The organism is Streptomyces sp. NPDC107550 (assembly GCF_055639095.1).
Genome location: NZ_JBVKBC010000032.1, coordinates 40,264 through 54,917, shown reverse-complemented (window position 1 = coordinate 54,917; position 14,654 = coordinate 40,264). Strand labels below are relative to the sequence as shown.

Here is a 14,654-nt window from a genome sequence, read left to right as displayed (position 1 = left end):
ACCCGCCGGTTAAGGGCTCACCCATGAGGAGTTAACGCACGGCGTTACGGAACCGTAGATGCCGGACAAGACCTCTCTGTCGTATGTCCGCACTATTCTCGGTTTGTTGGTCACACACGGGGGAGGGTGGCACGACATGGACAGACTTGAGGCGCTCGGCCCGGGCGACCCGCAGCGGATCGGCGCGTACCGGCTGCTGGGCAGGCTCGGCGCGGGCGGCATGGGGCAGGTGTATCTCGCGCGGTCGGAGCGCGGCCGTACCGTCGCGGTGAAGCTGGTGCGCGAGGAGCTGGCCGAGCAGGAGGAGTTCAGGAACCGGTTCCGGCAGGAGGTGCGGGCCGCCCGGCAGGTCGGCGGCGCGTGGACGGCGCCGGTGCTCGACGCGGACACGGAGGCGGCGATCCCGTGGGTGGCGACCGGTTATGTGGCCGGGCCCTCGCTCCAGCAGGTCGTCGGCCATGACTACGGCGCGCTGCCCGAGCGTTCCGTACGCATCCTCGCCGCCGGCCTCGCGCACGCGCTCCAGGACATCCACGCGGCCGGCATCGTGCACCGCGACCTCAAGCCGTCCAACGTGCTGGTGACCATCGACGGCCCGCGCGTCATCGACTTCGGCATCGCGCGCGCCCTGGAGACGGTCACCGACGGCGGCCTGACCAGGACCGGCGCGCTCGTCGGCTCGCCCGGCTTCATGGCGCCCGAGCAGGTGCGCGGCGACCGGATCACGCCCGCGTGCGACGTGTTCTGCCTCGGTTCGGTCCTCGCGTACGCGGCGACGGGCACGCTGCCGTTCGGCACGTCGAACAGTGGGGTGCACGCCCTGATGTTCCGTATCGCCCAGGAGGAACCGGAGCTGGCCGCGCTCCCCGAGGGCCTCCAGGACCTCGTACGGGACTGCCTGCGCAAGCAGCCGGGCGAGCGGCCCACCCTCGACGAGGTGCTGCGGCTCACCGGCGCGGAGGACACGCTCGCCGTGGGCGGGCGTACGCGCGATCCGTGGCTGCCGGGGGCGCTCGTCGCTCAACTGGGGCGGCACGCGGTGCAGTTGCTGGACTCCGAGGACCCTGAGCAGGCCGCCGCCGCGGCCTCGCCTGCGGCGTCCGCGCCTACGCCCACGGTGTTGGACGGCTCGCCCGGGCCATTACCCGCGCCGTCGGCGCCGTCGCCGGAGAAGGAGCCGCCGCCGCCCGGTACGCCCGGGCCCGCCCCGGTGAACCATCTGCCGACGCAGATCGCCGGCGCCCACACCCCACCGCCGCCCGCCGCCGCGTACGGCTACCCGCATGCCGCGTACGGGTATCCGCAGGGCGGCTGGGGGCAGACACCGCCGTACGGGCCCGGCATGGCGCCGCCGGTCGCGCCGCAGCCCGAGCCGCGGCGCGGGGGGCGTTCCACGGCGGCGCTGATCGTGGTGGCGCTGATCGTGGCGCTCGGCGCGGGAGGTTCCGTGTACGCGCTGATGAAGAACGGCGACACGGGTGGGGGCGGGCAGGCCCAGGGCGGCCAGAACTCCCCCACGGCGGGCTCCACCGCGCCGTCCACCCCGGGGCCGGACAGTCCCACGCCCGCGCCGTCCACTCCGCAGGACAAGACGCCCCAGTCGTCCGGCGCGATACCGGACCGCTTCATCGGTACGTGGACGGGGGGCTTCGACACCGATCACGGGCGTAGTTCGCGGGTGCTGAAGCTTCGGCAGGGGGAGGCCGGGGACATGGTGATGACGTTGTCGGCGGACGGTACGCAGAAGAACGGCGATCCCTTCCACTGCGTGTTCCGCGGGGCGCTGACCTCTGCGTCGGGGTCGACGGTGTACATCGGCGGTACGGATCCGGTGGTGGCGCAGCCGGCCAGTGCGTGTACTCCGGGTAACCCGAGCACGATCACGCTTCTGCCCTCCGGTGAGCTGCGCCGTGATCTCCCTCAGCCGGGCGGCCGGGTCGAACACATCACTTACACCAAGGAGTGACGGCACGGCGGGCCCGGTGGGGCTTATCTCAGCGCCGGTAAATCAAGCCCCTCCGGCGATTGAGGAGCGGGGGCTGGGGCAGCGCCCCAGAGTGCCGGGTGCGTCGTGGTTGGCCGCGCAGTTCCCCGCGCCCCTTACGGGGCTTGTCTCAGCGCCGGTAAATCAAGCCCCTCCGGCGATTGAGGAGCGGGGGCTGGGGCGGAGCCCCAGGGCGCGGGGGCGCCGTGGCTGAGCGCGCAGTTCCCCGCGCCCCTTACGGGGCTGAACTGGACGTCCCCTTCCGGTCAGAGGAAGGAGTTGATCTCGATGGTTTCGGTGCGGCCGGGGCCTACGCCGATCGCGGAGATCGGCGCACCGGACATCTCCTCCAGCGCCTTGACGTACGCCTGCGCGTTCTTCGGCAGATCACCGAAGGTCTTCGCCTTCGTGATGTCCTCCGACCACCCCGGCAGGTACTCGTACACCGGCTTCGCGTGGTGGAAGTCGGACTGCGAGTACGGCAGCTCCTCGACCCGCTCGCCGTCGATCTCGTACGCGACACAGACCGGGATCTGCTCCCAGCCGGTGAGCACGTCGAGCTTCGTCAGGAAGAAGTCGGTGAGGCCGTTGACGCGGGTCGCGTAGCGGGCGATCACCGCGTCGAACCAGCCGCAGCGCCGGTCACGGCCGGTGGTGACACCGCGCTCGCCGCCGATGCGCCGCAGGTCCTCGCCGTCCTGGTCGAACAGCTCCGTCGGGAACGGCCCGGCACCGACACGCGTCGTGTACGCCTTGAGGATGCCGATGACGCGGCTGATCTTCGTCGGGCCCACGCCGGCGCCGGTGCAGGCGCCGCCCGCGGTCGGGTTCGACGAGGTGACGAAGGGGTACGTGCCGTGGTCGATGTCGAGGAGCGTGCCCTGGCCGCCCTCGAACAGCACGACCTTGTCCTCGTCGAGCGCGTTGTTGAGGATCAGGGTGGTGTCGGCGACGTAACCCTTGATCTTCTCCGCGTAGCCGAGCAGCTCCTCGACGACCTGCTGGGCCTCGATGGCGCGCCGGTTGTAGAGCTTGGTGAGGAGCTGGTTCTTGACCTCCAGGGCCGCTTCGACCTTCTGGGTGAGGATCGACTCGTCGTAGAGGTCCTGGACGCGGATGCCGACGCGGTTGATCTTGTCCGCGTACGTCGGGCCGATGCCGCGGCCGGTGGTGCCGATCTTCCGCTTTCCGAGGAAGCGTTCCGTCACCTTGTCGACGGTGACGTTGTACGGCGTGATGATGTGAGCGTTGCCGCTGATCAGGAGCTTGGACGTGTCGACGCCGCGCTCGTTCAGACCGCTCAGCTCGGAGAGCAGGACCGACGGGTCGACGACGACACCGTTACCGATGACCGGCGTGCAGTCCGGGGAGAGAATCCCGGAAGGGAGGAGGTGCAGCGCGTACTTCTGGTCGCCTACGACGACCGTGTGGCCGGCGTTGTTGCCGCCCTGGTAGCGCACTACGTAGTCCACGGACCCACCGAGCAGGTCGGTGGCCTTTCCCTTGCCTTCGTCACCCCACTGAGCACCGAGCAGCACAAGTGCGGGCACAGGCGTACACCCCTTCCGGGCGGGGCATGTCCAAGGTCAGGGGCCACGGCCGCGGGGATGCGGCGAGCCTTCGTAAGCCTTGGGGTGCCCCGGAATAGACGAAGCCCCTGGCGCAATAGCGCAAGGGGCTCTTGCACAAAGATGCTACCCGAGGAAGCGAGGCAGGGCCGAGGTGGCGGCTTTGGATCATCCGGACAGACCGGCCGGGCACGAGGGAGCGGGGCCCTTGTCGCGCCAGTTGCTGGTCCTCGTCGACCCTCTGGCGCGGCGCGCGGACGGGGAATCCGTACGGATCGCCAAGGACGTGCTGTGCGCCGGCGCGTCCGTGAAGGTGTGCCTGCCGGACGGGCCGGAGGAGTTCGCGCGGGCCCTTGCCAGACGCGGCGCGCGGCGGCCTGTCGTGGTGGGGGACGACCGGGCGCTGGTGCGTGCCGTGACGTTGCTGCACCGGGAGCGGGAGCTGGCGGACGCGGTGTTCTCGATGGTGCCGGTGGGCGCCGCGGTGTCGCTGGCCCGCTCGCTCGGGGTGCCGGGCGGCCCGGTCGCGGCGGCGCGGGCCGCGCTCGACGGGACGGAGCGCCGGCTCGATCTGCTGGTGGACGACAGCGACGGGGTGGTGCTCGGCGGCCTGTCCATCCCGCCGGTCGCCGGCGGCGCGGGCGACCGGCCGGCGGGGCAGCCGTGGTGGCGGGCGTGCGGGGCGCTGGTGCGGGGACTGGCGGCGCGCTCGCCGCAGGGCGCGGAGCCGGACGACGCGGGCCCCGCGCGGCTGCGGATCGAGGCTGACGGCACGACGCTCGTCGACCTGGACGAGCCGGTGCGCGGGGTGTCGGTGCGGCCGTCGGCGGGCGACGGGTTCGCGCGGGTGGAGGTGCGGCGGACGGCGGAGGAGCCGGTGTGCGCATGGGCCCGTACGGTCACGGTGACCGGGGCGGACTTCCGGTACCGGGCGGATCAGGTGACGATCGGGGGCCCGGTGCGCAGGCGGACGTGGTCGGTGCGGCAGGAGGCGTGGTCGCTGGCGTTGCCCTGACCGGGCGCGCCGGTGGGGCTCAGCCGTCCGGGCCCAGCGTCTTGCGGTGCGCTCGCGCAGGGCGTCCTCCCAGCGCTCAGTACGGTGTCGCGGCTGGTCAGCGCCTCGTACCACTGCCGCGACCTGTCCAACTGACCTGTCCGGAACCCCGGCGGCGGCCCGGTGCGTCCCCCTGACATGGGACAACGCATTCAGGCCGCCGCCGGCTGCCTCAGCACCCTCGCCGGGCTCGGCGCCGGGATCGCCGTCTGGAACGTCCGCGCGAAGGGCCGGCTCCACCGGTTCGAGCAGGGCCCCGACTGGCGGGTGTTCGTCGTGGACCTGCCGCTGTGCCTGGCGGGCGGCACCCTCGCGGGCGCGCTGGCCGGAGTGCTGCTCGCCCGGCTCCTCACAGCTCGACGCGCAGACCCTCCAGGCCCCGGATGACGAAGTTCGGCTTGCGGACCGGTTCCGCCGCGAGCCGCAGCGTCGGCGCCCGGGTCAGCAGCGCCCGCATCGACGCGGCCAGTTCGATGCGGGCGAGCGGGGCGCCGATGCAGTAGTGGATGCCGGCGCTGAAGGAGATGTGCGGGTTGTCCTCGCGGGTGAGGTCCAGGCGCTCGGGGTCGCGGAAGACGGCAGGATCGTGGTTGGCGGAGCCGAAGAGGAGAGCGACCTCGGAACCGCGCGGGATCGGCACGCCGCCGACCTCGATGTCCTCCAGCACCCAGCGCTCGAACAACTGCAACGGCGTGTCGTAGCGCAGCAGTTCCTCCACCGCCGTCGGCACCAGCGCGTGGTCGGCGCGGAGCGCGGCGAGCTGGTCGGGGTGGCGGAACAGCGCCCACCAGCCGTTCACCGTCGCGTTCACCGTGGCCTCGTGGCCGGCGTTCAGGAGCAGCGCGCAGGTGGAGACCATCTCCTGCAGGGTCAGCCGGTCGCCGTCGTCGTGCGCCGCGATCAGCCCCGAGATCAGGTCGTCGCCGGGGTGCGCGCGCCGGTGGGCGATCAGTTCGCGCAGGTACGCGGAGAACTCCACGGACGCGGTGACGGCGGCGCGGGCGACGGGCTCCGGCGGGTTCAGCTCGTACATGCCGCAGATCGCCGCGGACCAGGGGCGCAGCAGGGGGCGGTCGCTGTCCGGGACGCCGAGCATCTCCGCGATGACCGCGACGGGCAGGGGTTCGGCGACCGCCGTCAGCAGGTCGCCGCCGCCCTGCCGTACGAGGTCGTCCACGAGGGTGCCGGCCAGGTGCTCCACGTACGGGGTGAGGCGGTCGACCGTGCGCGGGGTGAACGCCTTCGACACGAGGCGGCGGATGCGGGTGTGGTCCGGGGGCTCCAGGTCCAGCATGCCGTGGTCGTTGAGCGTGTGGAACGGCTCGTGCTCCGGGCGCGGGGACGGGCGGCCGAACTCCTCGTCGGTGTGGCGGTGGCGGTAGGTGCGGCCCAGGCGGCGGTCTCTGAGGAGGGCGCTCACGTCCTGGTGCTGCGGGATGAGGTATTGGGCGGTCGGGGCGTACGGGTGGGCTCTCGCCGTTTCGCGGAGGGAGTTGTACGCGGGGTACGGGTTGTGCAGGAAGCGGGGGTCTTGCGGGGCGAACGCGGTTTGGGGGGTGCGGGGAGCTTCCATGGGGGCAACGTAGTGGTGGGCGCCCCCTGCGGGACAGCCCCGGCGGGCGGGTTCTTCGTCCGACGGTGCGTCGTGGCTGCCCGCGCAGTTCCCCGCGCCCCTGGGTGGGTGGGCCTGCCCGTTGTTCGTCACCTTTCGCCCGGTGGGGCTTCTCGCGCAGTTCCCCGCGCCCCTGTCGGGGCGACTTCGTCGCCACCTCCTCCCCTGGGGAGCTGGGGCGAAGCCCCGCTCCCTCAGGGGCGCGGGGAACTGCGCGACCAGCCACCCACCGGGCCGCAGGTGGGCGACGGCCTCGGGGGGCAGCGCCCCGACAGGGGCGCGGGGAACTGCGCGACCTCGGCTGCACGCTGCCTTCGCCGGCGAACTCCCTTGCCCCGAACCGCCTAGGCCGAGGGCGTCACCAGATGGGACTCGTACGCGTAGACCGCCGCCTGTGTCCGGTCACGGAGGCCCAGCTTCACCAGGACGCGGCTGACATGCGTCTTGATCGTGGACTCCGCGACGACGAGCCGCCCGGCGATCTCCGCGTTGGACAGCCCCTGCGCGATGAGGACAAGGACCTCCGTCTCCCGCTCGGTCAGCTCCCCGTACGCCCCGACCCCGCCCGCACCCCCCGGCAGGGGCCGCTCCGCGAGCCGGGAGAACTCCGTGATGAGGCGGCGCGTCACCGTGGGCGCGAGCAGGGCCTCCCCGGAGGCCACGACCCGTACGCCCTCGGCGAGTTGGCGGGCGGAGGCGTCCTTGAGGAGGAACCCGGACGCCCCGGCGCGCAGCGCCTGGTACACGTACTCGTCGAGGTCGAACGTCGTCAGGACGAGCACCTTCGCGCCCTCGTCGGCGGCGACGATCTCGCGGGTCGCGTCGATGCCGTTCAGCTCGGGCATGCGGATGTCCATGAGGACGACGTCGGGCCGCAGTTCGCGGACCTTGGCGACCGCGTCCCGCCCGTCGACCGCCTCGCCGGCGACCTCGATGCCGGGCATGGCGTTGAGCAGTACGGAGAACCCCTCGCGCACCATCACCTGGTCGTCGGCGATCAGCACCCGGATGCTCACGCGGCGTCCCCCTCGGCGCCGGCGGCGCGTACGGGGACGTAGACGAGGACCTCGTAGCCGCCGTCCCCGGTAGGTCCTGCCGTCATCTCGCCGTCGAGCATGGCGACCCGCTCCCGCATACCGGTGAGCCCGTGTCCGGCGCCGGGGCTGGGCTTGGCGAGGGTGTCGGCGGGGCCGTTGGCGACGCGCAGGCCGAGCCCGCCGAGTACGTAGGAGACCTCGACGACGGCGCTCGCGCCGGGCGCGTGCCGCAGGGTGTTGCTCAGGGCCTCCTGCACGATGCGGTACGCCGACAGCTCGACGCCCGGCGGCAGTTCGCGTACGGCGCCGGTGACGGTCTTGGTGACGGTGAGGCCGGCCTCGCGGACGTTCTCCAGGAGGCGGTCGAGGTCGGCGAGGGCGGGCTGCGGCGCGTCGGGCGCCTCGTAGTCCTCGGCCCGTACGACACCGAGGACGCGGCGCAGTTCGGTGAGGGCGGCGACCGCGTTCTCCCGGATCGTGGCGAACGCCTGCTCCAGCTCGGGCGGCGGGTTCTGGACGCGGTAGGGCGCGGCCTCGGCCTGGATGGCGACGACGGACATGTGGTGGGCGACGACGTCGTGCAGTTCGCGGGCGATGGTGGTGCGCTCCTCCAGGAGGGTGCGCCGGTCGCGTTCGACGGCGGTCACGGTGCGTTCCTGGACGACCTCGCGGCGGGTGGTGCGGTTGGCCTGGACGAGGGTGACCAGGGCGACGGCGATGCCCGAGACGACGAGGACGGGCGCGCTGACGGAGTCGTACCAGGAGCCGCGCGCGCCCTCGGCGAGCAGCGAGAACAGCGCGGTCAGCGCCCACATCCAGGCCGCCGTGCGGGGCCGGGTGCGGGCGGCGACGACCATCATGACGGCGGTGTGCCCGAGCGCGCTCGCCGCCGACCAGGGGAAGGAGCCGTCCCCGGCGAGGACGCCGACGAAGGGCACGGACAGCAGCGACACCCAGAACGCGAGCACCGGCCGCGACAGGGTGAGCGCCACCGCGGCGCCGGGCACGGCCCCCGCGAGCAGGCCGACGAGGTTGCCGCCGAAGCCGTCCGCGGAACCGGCGCCGGCGACGAAGGCGAGCAGGGCGAGGAAGAGGACGCAGGCGTGCGGCAGCAGGGCCAGGTGGCGGCGGTGGGCGGCCGGGAGCAACTGCGCGAGCGGCCCGTCGGTCGCCGCGCGCGGCAGCGGACGGTACGCGCCCGCGTCCCGGAACAGGTCGTCGCGCAGGCCGCCCAGTGCCGAGCGGGTGAGCTGGTACTCGGGGGCGCGGCCCGCACGCCCCGCCCGCTCACCGGCGCCGGTGCCGGGGGCGGGGGTGACCCGGGTGGTGGTGGTCTCGGTCATGCGTTCACGGTAGGCGGGCGGGGGCGGGCGGCGCGTCCGTACCGGGGAGGGTTCGGCGGGGTCCGTCTCAAGGACTACGCGGGCCCGCGTCCCCGCCGTACGGATCGGCGCGCGGGCCCGCCAGGTTGCCGTACGGATCGGCGCGCGGGCCCGCCGCGTCGCCGTACGGGCCGGCTCACCAGGCGAGCTGGGCGATCTCCTCGGCGACGACGGCGCAGGCGTCGGCGGCCGGGTCGATGAGGGGGAAGTGCCCGACGCCCTCCAGCAGCGTCACGCCGACCACCTCGCCGGCCCGGGCCGCCTTGTCCGCGTAGGACTCGGATACGGCGAACGGCACGGTCAGGTCGTCGCGGCCCTGGACGACGGTGGTGGCGATGCCGGTGGGCAGCAGCTCGGACGGGTCGGCGAGGGGCCGCCGCGCATCGAACAACTCGGGTGTCCCGCCGAGGAGTTGGGCGCTCGCGCCGCCGCACACGCCCAGTTCCTCGGCGAGCGCGAGGTCCGCGATGGGCGCGAGGGCGACGACGCCGCGCAGGGCGGGCGGCGCGGGCGTGTACCAGGGGGCGTCGGCGGGCAGGACGTGCCGCGCGGACAGCCACAGGGCGAGGTGGCCGCCCGCGGAGTGGCCGGTGACGACGGTCCGGCGCGGGTCGGCTGCGGGCAGGTGCGCGGCGGCCAGCGCGGGCAGGGCGTCGAACGCGGCGGCCACGTCGTCGAACGTCTCCGGCCAGCGCCCCGCGACCGGCCCGTCGGCGTCCTGGTGGGGCAGCGAACTGCCGCGCCGGTACTCGATGTTGGCGACGGCGAACCCGCGCCGGGCCAGGAAGGCGCAGAGCGGGCTCAGGTGCGCCCTGTCGTACGGGGACCGCCAGGCGCCGCCGTGCAGGACGGCGACCAGGGGCGCGGCGGTGGCGCCGTCGCGCGGGGCGTAGAAGTCGACGACCTGGTCCGGGTGATCGCCGTACGCGGCGCTGACGTCCGCCGGGACGGCGGGGTGCGCGAAGGCCGAATCCTCTTCGGCCTTCTCGCGGGCGGCGGCTGCGGCGCGGGCCTCGTCGTCCGGCATGCTCCGACCTCTCGGCATCGTCGTGCTCTGGGCACCGTCGTGGAACTGCAAGGTAAGCGGACGCTACCAGCCCCGTGACGTGCGCCGACACGGCGGAAGCAGGGTAAACGGTCCTGCTGTTCCGTTACTCTGGCCGGTATGCCCAGCGAACAGACGAGCGAGCGGGAGAGCGGACACGGCGAGGGGCGGGCCGAGGGCGCCGAGCCCGGCACGCTGCGGCCCGGCGGGCGCACCGCGCGGGTCCGCGCGGCCGTCCTCGCCGCCGCCGGTGACGTGCTCGCCGAGCACGGCTTCGACCGCCTCGACCTCGCGGACATCGCCCGGCGCGCGGACGTCGGCAAGACCACGGTGTACCGGCGCTGGGGCTCGGTCACCGGGCTCGTCGCGGACCTGCTCGCGCAGATGGCCCAGGAGTCGCTGCCCCGCGCGGTCACCGGCACCCTCCGCGGCGACCTCCTCGCCAACGCCGACCTCGTCCGGCGCACCCTCGCCGACCCCCGCCAGGGCCCGCTGTTCCGCGCGGTGATCGCGGCGGCGACCTGCGACGCGCGGACGGCGGAGGCGCTGCGGGACTTCTACTCGGTCCGCGTCGCGGAGTGGGCGCCGGCGGTCCAGGAGGCCGTGGAGCGCGGGGAGTTGCCGGCGGGGACGGACGCGGGCGAGGTCGTCCGGGCGGTGTCCGCCCCGCTGTACTACCGGTATCTGACGACCGGCGTCCCGCCGGGCCCCGCGGAGGCGGCCCGGGCGGCGGACGCGGCGCTGACCGCGGCCCGCGCGGGCGTCTTCACCTGACCCCGCCTGCCCGGCCCCCGGAAGGGCACCCCCGGCGACGGCGGCGCCCTCAGCCGAGGATGTCGCCGAGGATCCGCGCCGCCCGCTCCACGTCCGCGAACCCCACGTACAGCGGGGTGAACCCGAACCGCAGGACGTCCGGCGCCCGGAAGTCCCCGACGACGCCCGCCGCGATGAGCCGCTCCATGACCGCGCCCGCGTCCGCGCAGCGCAGCGCCACCTGGCTGCCCCGGGCCGCGTGCTCCAGCGGCGTCACCGGCTGAACCCGCCCCTCGGGCACGTACGCGGCGACGCACTCCAGGAAGAAGTCGGTGAGGGCCAGCGACTTCTCCCGTACGGCGTCGATCGTCACGTCCTCGCGCCGCCACACCGCCAGCGCCGCTTCGAGGGCGAGCATCGACAGGATGTCCGGCGTGCCCACGCGCCCGCGCACGGCACCGTCGGCGGGCTCGTAGGCGGGCCGCATGCCGAAGGGCTCGGCGTGCGAGTTCCAGCCGGGCAGCGGGGAGTCGAACCGCTCCTGGTGGGCGCGGCGCACGTACAGGTACGCGGGCGAACCGGGCCCCCCGTTGAGGAACTTGTACGTACAGCCGACCGCGAGGTCCACCCCGTGCGCGTCGAGCCCGACCGGCAGGGCGCCCGCGCTGTGGCACAGGTCCCAGACGCTGACGGCGCCCGCGCCGCGCACGGCGGCGGTGAGCGCGGGCAGGTCGTGCAGGCGCCCGGTGCGGTAGTCGACGTGGTTGAGGAGGACGGCGGCGGTGCGCCCGGAGACCTCGGCGGGGACGTCGCCGGGGGCCACGGCCCGTACCGCGCAGCCGGTCATGCGGGCGGCGGACGCGGCGATGTACCCGTCCGTGGGGAAGGTCGCCGCGTCGACCAGGATCTCGTCGCGCCCGGCGTCAGGACCGCCGGCGAGGCGGACCGCGCCGACGAGCGCCTTGAAGACGTTGACGCTGGTGGAGTCGCCGACGACGATCTGGCCCCCGGCCGCGCCGACGAGCGGGGCGATCAGGTCGCCGATCCGCTCGGGCGCCGTCCACCAGCCGGACTCGGTCCAGGACCGGATGCGCAGCTCGCCCCACTGCCGCCGTACGACGTCCTCGACGGCGCCGGGGACGTGCGCGGGCAGCGCGCCCAGGGAGTTGCCGTCGAGGTAGACGACGTCGTCGAGCACGAAGTCGCCGCGGACGGCGGCCAGCGGATCGGCGGCGTCCAGCGCGCGCGCCCGCTCGGACAGGTCAGACATGGGCCCTCGCCAAGATGTGTCTCCGGGTAGCGGTCCGCCCTGCCGTTACCGGCACGGGGCCCCGGTCCCCACCGGCATCCTCCGCAATCCTCCCCCGAAACATCAACCCCCGCCCCCGGGCACCGCCGGGCGTGGCCGCCGGGGCGGGAGCGGCGCGCGGCGCGGGTGGCAGACTGGCCGTATGACGACGCACAAGAACCTGCTGGGCGGGCCCGATCCGACGTATCTGCCGGAGAACGAGGAGGCGTACCGCCTGCTGGGTGAGGACTCGCTGACGCCCGCGGAGGTCGCGGCGAAGTACCCGACGTTCTCCCTGGCGTGGGCGCAGCTCGCCGACGACGCGTTCGAGGCGGGCCGCACGGTCGAGTCCTACGCCTACGCCCGCACCGGCTACCACCGGGGCCTGGACGCGCTGCGCCGCAGCGGCTGGAAGGGGCACGGCCCGGTGCCGTGGGAGCACCAGGCGAACCGCGGGTTCCTGCGCTGCCTCGCCGCGCTGGCGCGGGCCGCCGCCGCCATCGAGGAGAAGGACGAGGCGGAGCGCTGCCGCGAGTTCCTGAAGGACAGCAGCCCCGAGGCGTACGACGCCCTCATGCGCTGACGGCGCGGCCCCCGCTCATCCCCGGCCCGTGACGGTGCGTACGGCCCTGATCAGGGCCTCGACACCGGCGCGGGCCTTCGCGCGGGGGCAGCCGACGTTGAGGCGGACATGGCCGGGAGCGCCGTACGTGGCCCCGGGCATGATCGCCACGCGCTCCCGCTCGACGAGGACGCGCTGGAGCGGGCCGTCCTCGGTGACGCCGAGGGGCCGCAGGTCGATCCAGGCGAGGTACCCGGCGTCGGGCTCCCGCCAGCCGAGCGAGGGGAAGGCGGCGTCCAGCTCCTCGCGTACGAGGCGCAGATTGCCGTACGTGTAGGCGCGCAGCGCGTCGAGCCAGGCGCCGCCCTCGCGGTACGCGGCGATGTGCGCGGTCAGCGCGAGGACGGACGGGGACTCTAGGCCCTCGTCGTGGCCCATGCGGCGGAGGAACTCGGCGTGCTGCTCCGCGTCCCCGACGAAGCCGTAACTGCCGCTGAGGGCGGGGAAGTTGAAGGACTTGCTCGCGGAGGTGACGAGCGCCCAGCGGGGGCCGCGCGCGAACCGCGTCCACGGCAGATGGACGTGTCCCTCGTGGGTGAGGTCCGCGTGGATCTCGTCGCTGACGACGGCGGTGCCCGTGGCGTCGGCGAGGTCCGCGATGCGGCGCAGTTCGCTCTCGCTCCATACGTGCCCGGTCGGGTTGTGCGGGGAGCACAGGACGAGGACGCGGCTGTCGGGGCGGGCCAGCTCGCGGGCGAGGCCGTCCCAGTCGTCGACGGCGACGGCGCGCAGGTCGCGGCCGAGCCCGGTGACGGTCTTGCGGAACCCGTCGTAGGTCGGCGTGTGCAGGACGACGCCGTCGCCGGGCCGCGTCCACATGCGCAGCAGTTGCGCGATCTGATTGAGGACGGACGGCCCGTACACGAGGCTCCCGGCGTCCACGGCGGTGGCGTGGCGGCGGGCGAACCAGTCGGTGACCGCGTCCCGGAAGTCGTCGTTGCGCCAGTCCGAGTAGCCGAACACGCCGTGCGCGACGCGGGCGGTGAGCGCCGCGAGGATCTCGGGCGGGCACGCGAAGTCCATGTCGGAGATGGTGAACGGCAGCAGGTCACCGGCGGGGAACCGGTCGGCGAGCCCGTCCCACTGCACGCTCCAGGTGCCGCGCCGGTCGACGGGAGTGTCGAAGTCGTACGCCACGGATGGCCCCCCTCCGGGTACGGCGCGGGCCCGGCACGTCCGCAAGGGAGGTGCCGGGCCCGCGTCGGTGATCGGGTTACTTGATGCGCGTACCCGTCGAGCGCAGGTTCTCGCAGGCCTCGACGATGCGGGCGGTCATGCCCGCCTCGGCCTTCTTGCCCCACACGCGCGGGTCGTACGTCTTCTTGTTGCCGACCTCGCCGTCGACCTTCAGGACGCCGTCGTAGTTCTCGAACATGTGACCGGCGATCGGACGCGTGAACGCGTACTGGGTGTCGGTGTCGATGTTCATCTTGACGACGCCGTTCTCCAGGGCCGTGCGGATCTCCTCCAGCGTGGAGCCGGAACCGCCGTGGAAGACGAAGTCGAACGGCTGCGAGCCGGCCGGCCGGCCGTACTTCGCGGCGACGCCCTCGTTGAGGTCCTTGAGCAGGTCGGGACGGAGCACCACGTTGCCCGGCTTGTACACGCCGTGGACGTTGCCGAAGGAGGCGGCCAGCAGGTAGCGGCCCTTCTCCCCGAGGCCGAGGGCCTCGGCGGTGCGCAGCGCGTCGTCGACCGTGGTGTAGAGGTTGTCGTTGATCTCGTGCGTGACGCCGTCCTCCTCACCGCCGGTCGGGGTGATCTCGATCTCCAGGATGATGTTCGCGGCCTTGGCCTTGGCGAGCAGCTCCTGGGCGATCTCCAGGTTGTCGGCGAGGGTCTCGGCGGAGCCGTCCCACATGTGCGACTGGAACAGCGGCAGGCCGCCGGCCTCGACGCGCTTGGCGGAGATGTCGAGCAGCGGACGGACGTAGCCGTCGAGCTTGCCCTTCGGGCAGTGGTCCGTGTGCAGCGCGATCTTGTTCGGGTAGCGCTCCGCGACGACGTGCGCGAACTCGGCGAGGGCCTGCGCGCCGACGACCATGTCCTTGACGCCCTGGCCCGACAGGTACTCGGCGCCGCCCGTCGAGATCTGGATGATGCCGTCGGACTCGGCCTCCGCGAAGCCCTGCAACGCAGCGTTCAGGGTCTGCGTCGACGAGACGTTGATGGCCGGGTAGGCGAACTTCCCCGCCTTGGCCCGGTCGAGCATCTCGTTGTACTGCTCCGGGGTTGCGATGGGCATCTGCCGTCTCCTCGTCAAGCGCGGGATTGCGGGTTTGGGTGGTAGTTCGTGGTGACCCTCACCG

13 protein-coding genes are annotated in these 14,654 nt (G+C 73.5%); 5 read left to right on the top strand and 8 right to left on the bottom strand.

Going from position 1 to position 14,654, the window contains the following annotated elements; translation table 11 throughout:
* Positions 1–136: 136 nt before the first annotated feature.
* Positions 137–1,966, top strand: coding sequence for a serine/threonine-protein kinase (locus tag ACZ7LY_RS29215; RefSeq protein ID WP_471627739.1), 1,830 nt, complete (start codon positions 137–139; stop codon positions 1,964–1,966).
* 284 nt (positions 1,967–2,250) lie between these two features.
* On the opposite strand, the gene ACZ7LY_RS29210 is transcribed toward ACZ7LY_RS29215, so the two are convergent.
* Positions 2,251–3,534 (bottom strand): adenylosuccinate synthase, encoded by a 1,284-nt coding sequence (locus ACZ7LY_RS29210; protein WP_471627738.1) that lies wholly within the window; start codon positions 3,532–3,534, stop codon positions 2,251–2,253.
* Between the two features lie 226 nt (positions 3,535–3,760).
* Between ACZ7LY_RS29210 and ACZ7LY_RS29205 the strand changes: the two genes are divergently transcribed.
* Both ACZ7LY_RS29205 and ACZ7LY_RS29200 read left to right on the top strand, forming a co-directional pair.
* A complete protein-coding gene (locus ACZ7LY_RS29205) occupies positions 3,761–4,567 on the top strand; it encodes a diacylglycerol kinase family protein (RefSeq protein WP_471627737.1) in 807 nt (268 codons plus the stop codon).
* A 177-nt stretch (positions 4,568–4,744) separates the two neighbouring features.
* Positions 4,745–4,993: a hypothetical protein gene (locus tag ACZ7LY_RS29200; protein WP_471627736.1), complete on the top strand. Its 249-nt coding sequence runs from the start codon at positions 4,745–4,747 to the stop codon at positions 4,991–4,993.
* Here the strand turns inward: ACZ7LY_RS29200 and ACZ7LY_RS29195 are convergent.
* The 4 genes from ACZ7LY_RS29195 to ACZ7LY_RS29180 form a co-directional block, all read right to left on the bottom strand.
* A complete protein-coding gene (locus ACZ7LY_RS29195) occupies positions 4,956–6,179 on the bottom strand; it encodes a cytochrome P450 (protein WP_471627735.1) in 1,224 nt (407 codons plus the stop codon). The genes ACZ7LY_RS29200 and ACZ7LY_RS29195 overlap by 38 nt on opposite strands.
* Positions 6,180–6,562: 383 nt before the next feature.
* Positions 6,563–7,234: a response regulator gene (locus tag ACZ7LY_RS29190; protein ID WP_471627734.1), complete on the bottom strand. Its 672-nt coding sequence runs from the start codon at positions 7,232–7,234 to the stop codon at positions 6,563–6,565.
* Complete coding sequence (locus ACZ7LY_RS29185; RefSeq protein ID WP_471627733.1) at positions 7,231–8,598, bottom strand: sensor histidine kinase; 1,368 nt, start codon at positions 8,596–8,598, stop codon at positions 7,231–7,233. Before ACZ7LY_RS29185 ends, ACZ7LY_RS29190 begins: the two co-directional genes overlap by 4 nt.
* A 175-nt stretch (positions 8,599–8,773) precedes the next feature.
* Entirely contained in the window at positions 8,774–9,664 is an 891-nt protein-coding gene (locus ACZ7LY_RS29180) for an alpha/beta hydrolase (protein WP_471627732.1), read from the bottom strand.
* Between the two features lie 138 nt (positions 9,665–9,802).
* Between ACZ7LY_RS29180 and ACZ7LY_RS29175 the strand changes: the two genes are divergently transcribed.
* Positions 9,803–10,456: a TetR/AcrR family transcriptional regulator gene (locus ACZ7LY_RS29175; RefSeq protein WP_471627731.1), complete on the top strand. Its 654-nt coding sequence runs from the start codon at positions 9,803–9,805 to the stop codon at positions 10,454–10,456.
* A 49-nt stretch (positions 10,457–10,505) separates the two neighbouring features.
* On the opposite strand, the gene kynU is transcribed toward ACZ7LY_RS29175, so the two are convergent.
* Positions 10,506–11,705, bottom strand: a complete 1,200-nt coding sequence (gene kynU, locus ACZ7LY_RS29170) for a kynureninase (protein ID WP_471627730.1) — start codon at positions 11,703–11,705, stop codon at positions 10,506–10,508.
* A 181-nt stretch (positions 11,706–11,886) separates the two neighbouring features.
* Here kynU and ACZ7LY_RS29165 point away from each other — a divergent pair, with 181 nt between their 5' ends.
* Positions 11,887–12,306, top strand: coding sequence for a DUF3151 domain-containing protein (locus ACZ7LY_RS29165; RefSeq protein WP_471627729.1), 420 nt, complete (start codon positions 11,887–11,889; stop codon positions 12,304–12,306).
* Between the two features lie 15 nt (positions 12,307–12,321).
* Here the strand turns inward: ACZ7LY_RS29165 and ACZ7LY_RS29160 are convergent, their stop codons facing one another.
* Together ACZ7LY_RS29160 and fbaA are read right to left on the bottom strand one after the other, a co-directional pair.
* The gene (locus ACZ7LY_RS29160) at positions 12,322–13,482 is read right to left on the bottom strand and encodes a MalY/PatB family protein (RefSeq protein ID WP_471627728.1); all 1,161 of its coding nucleotides are present in this window, start codon (positions 13,480–13,482) and stop codon (positions 12,322–12,324) included.
* Positions 13,483–13,558: 76 nt separating this feature from the next.
* Positions 13,559–14,590 (bottom strand): class II fructose-bisphosphate aldolase, encoded by a 1,032-nt coding sequence (fbaA, locus tag ACZ7LY_RS29155; RefSeq protein ID WP_471627727.1) that lies wholly within the window; start codon positions 14,588–14,590, stop codon positions 13,559–13,561.
* Positions 14,591–14,654 lie beyond the last annotated feature (64 nt).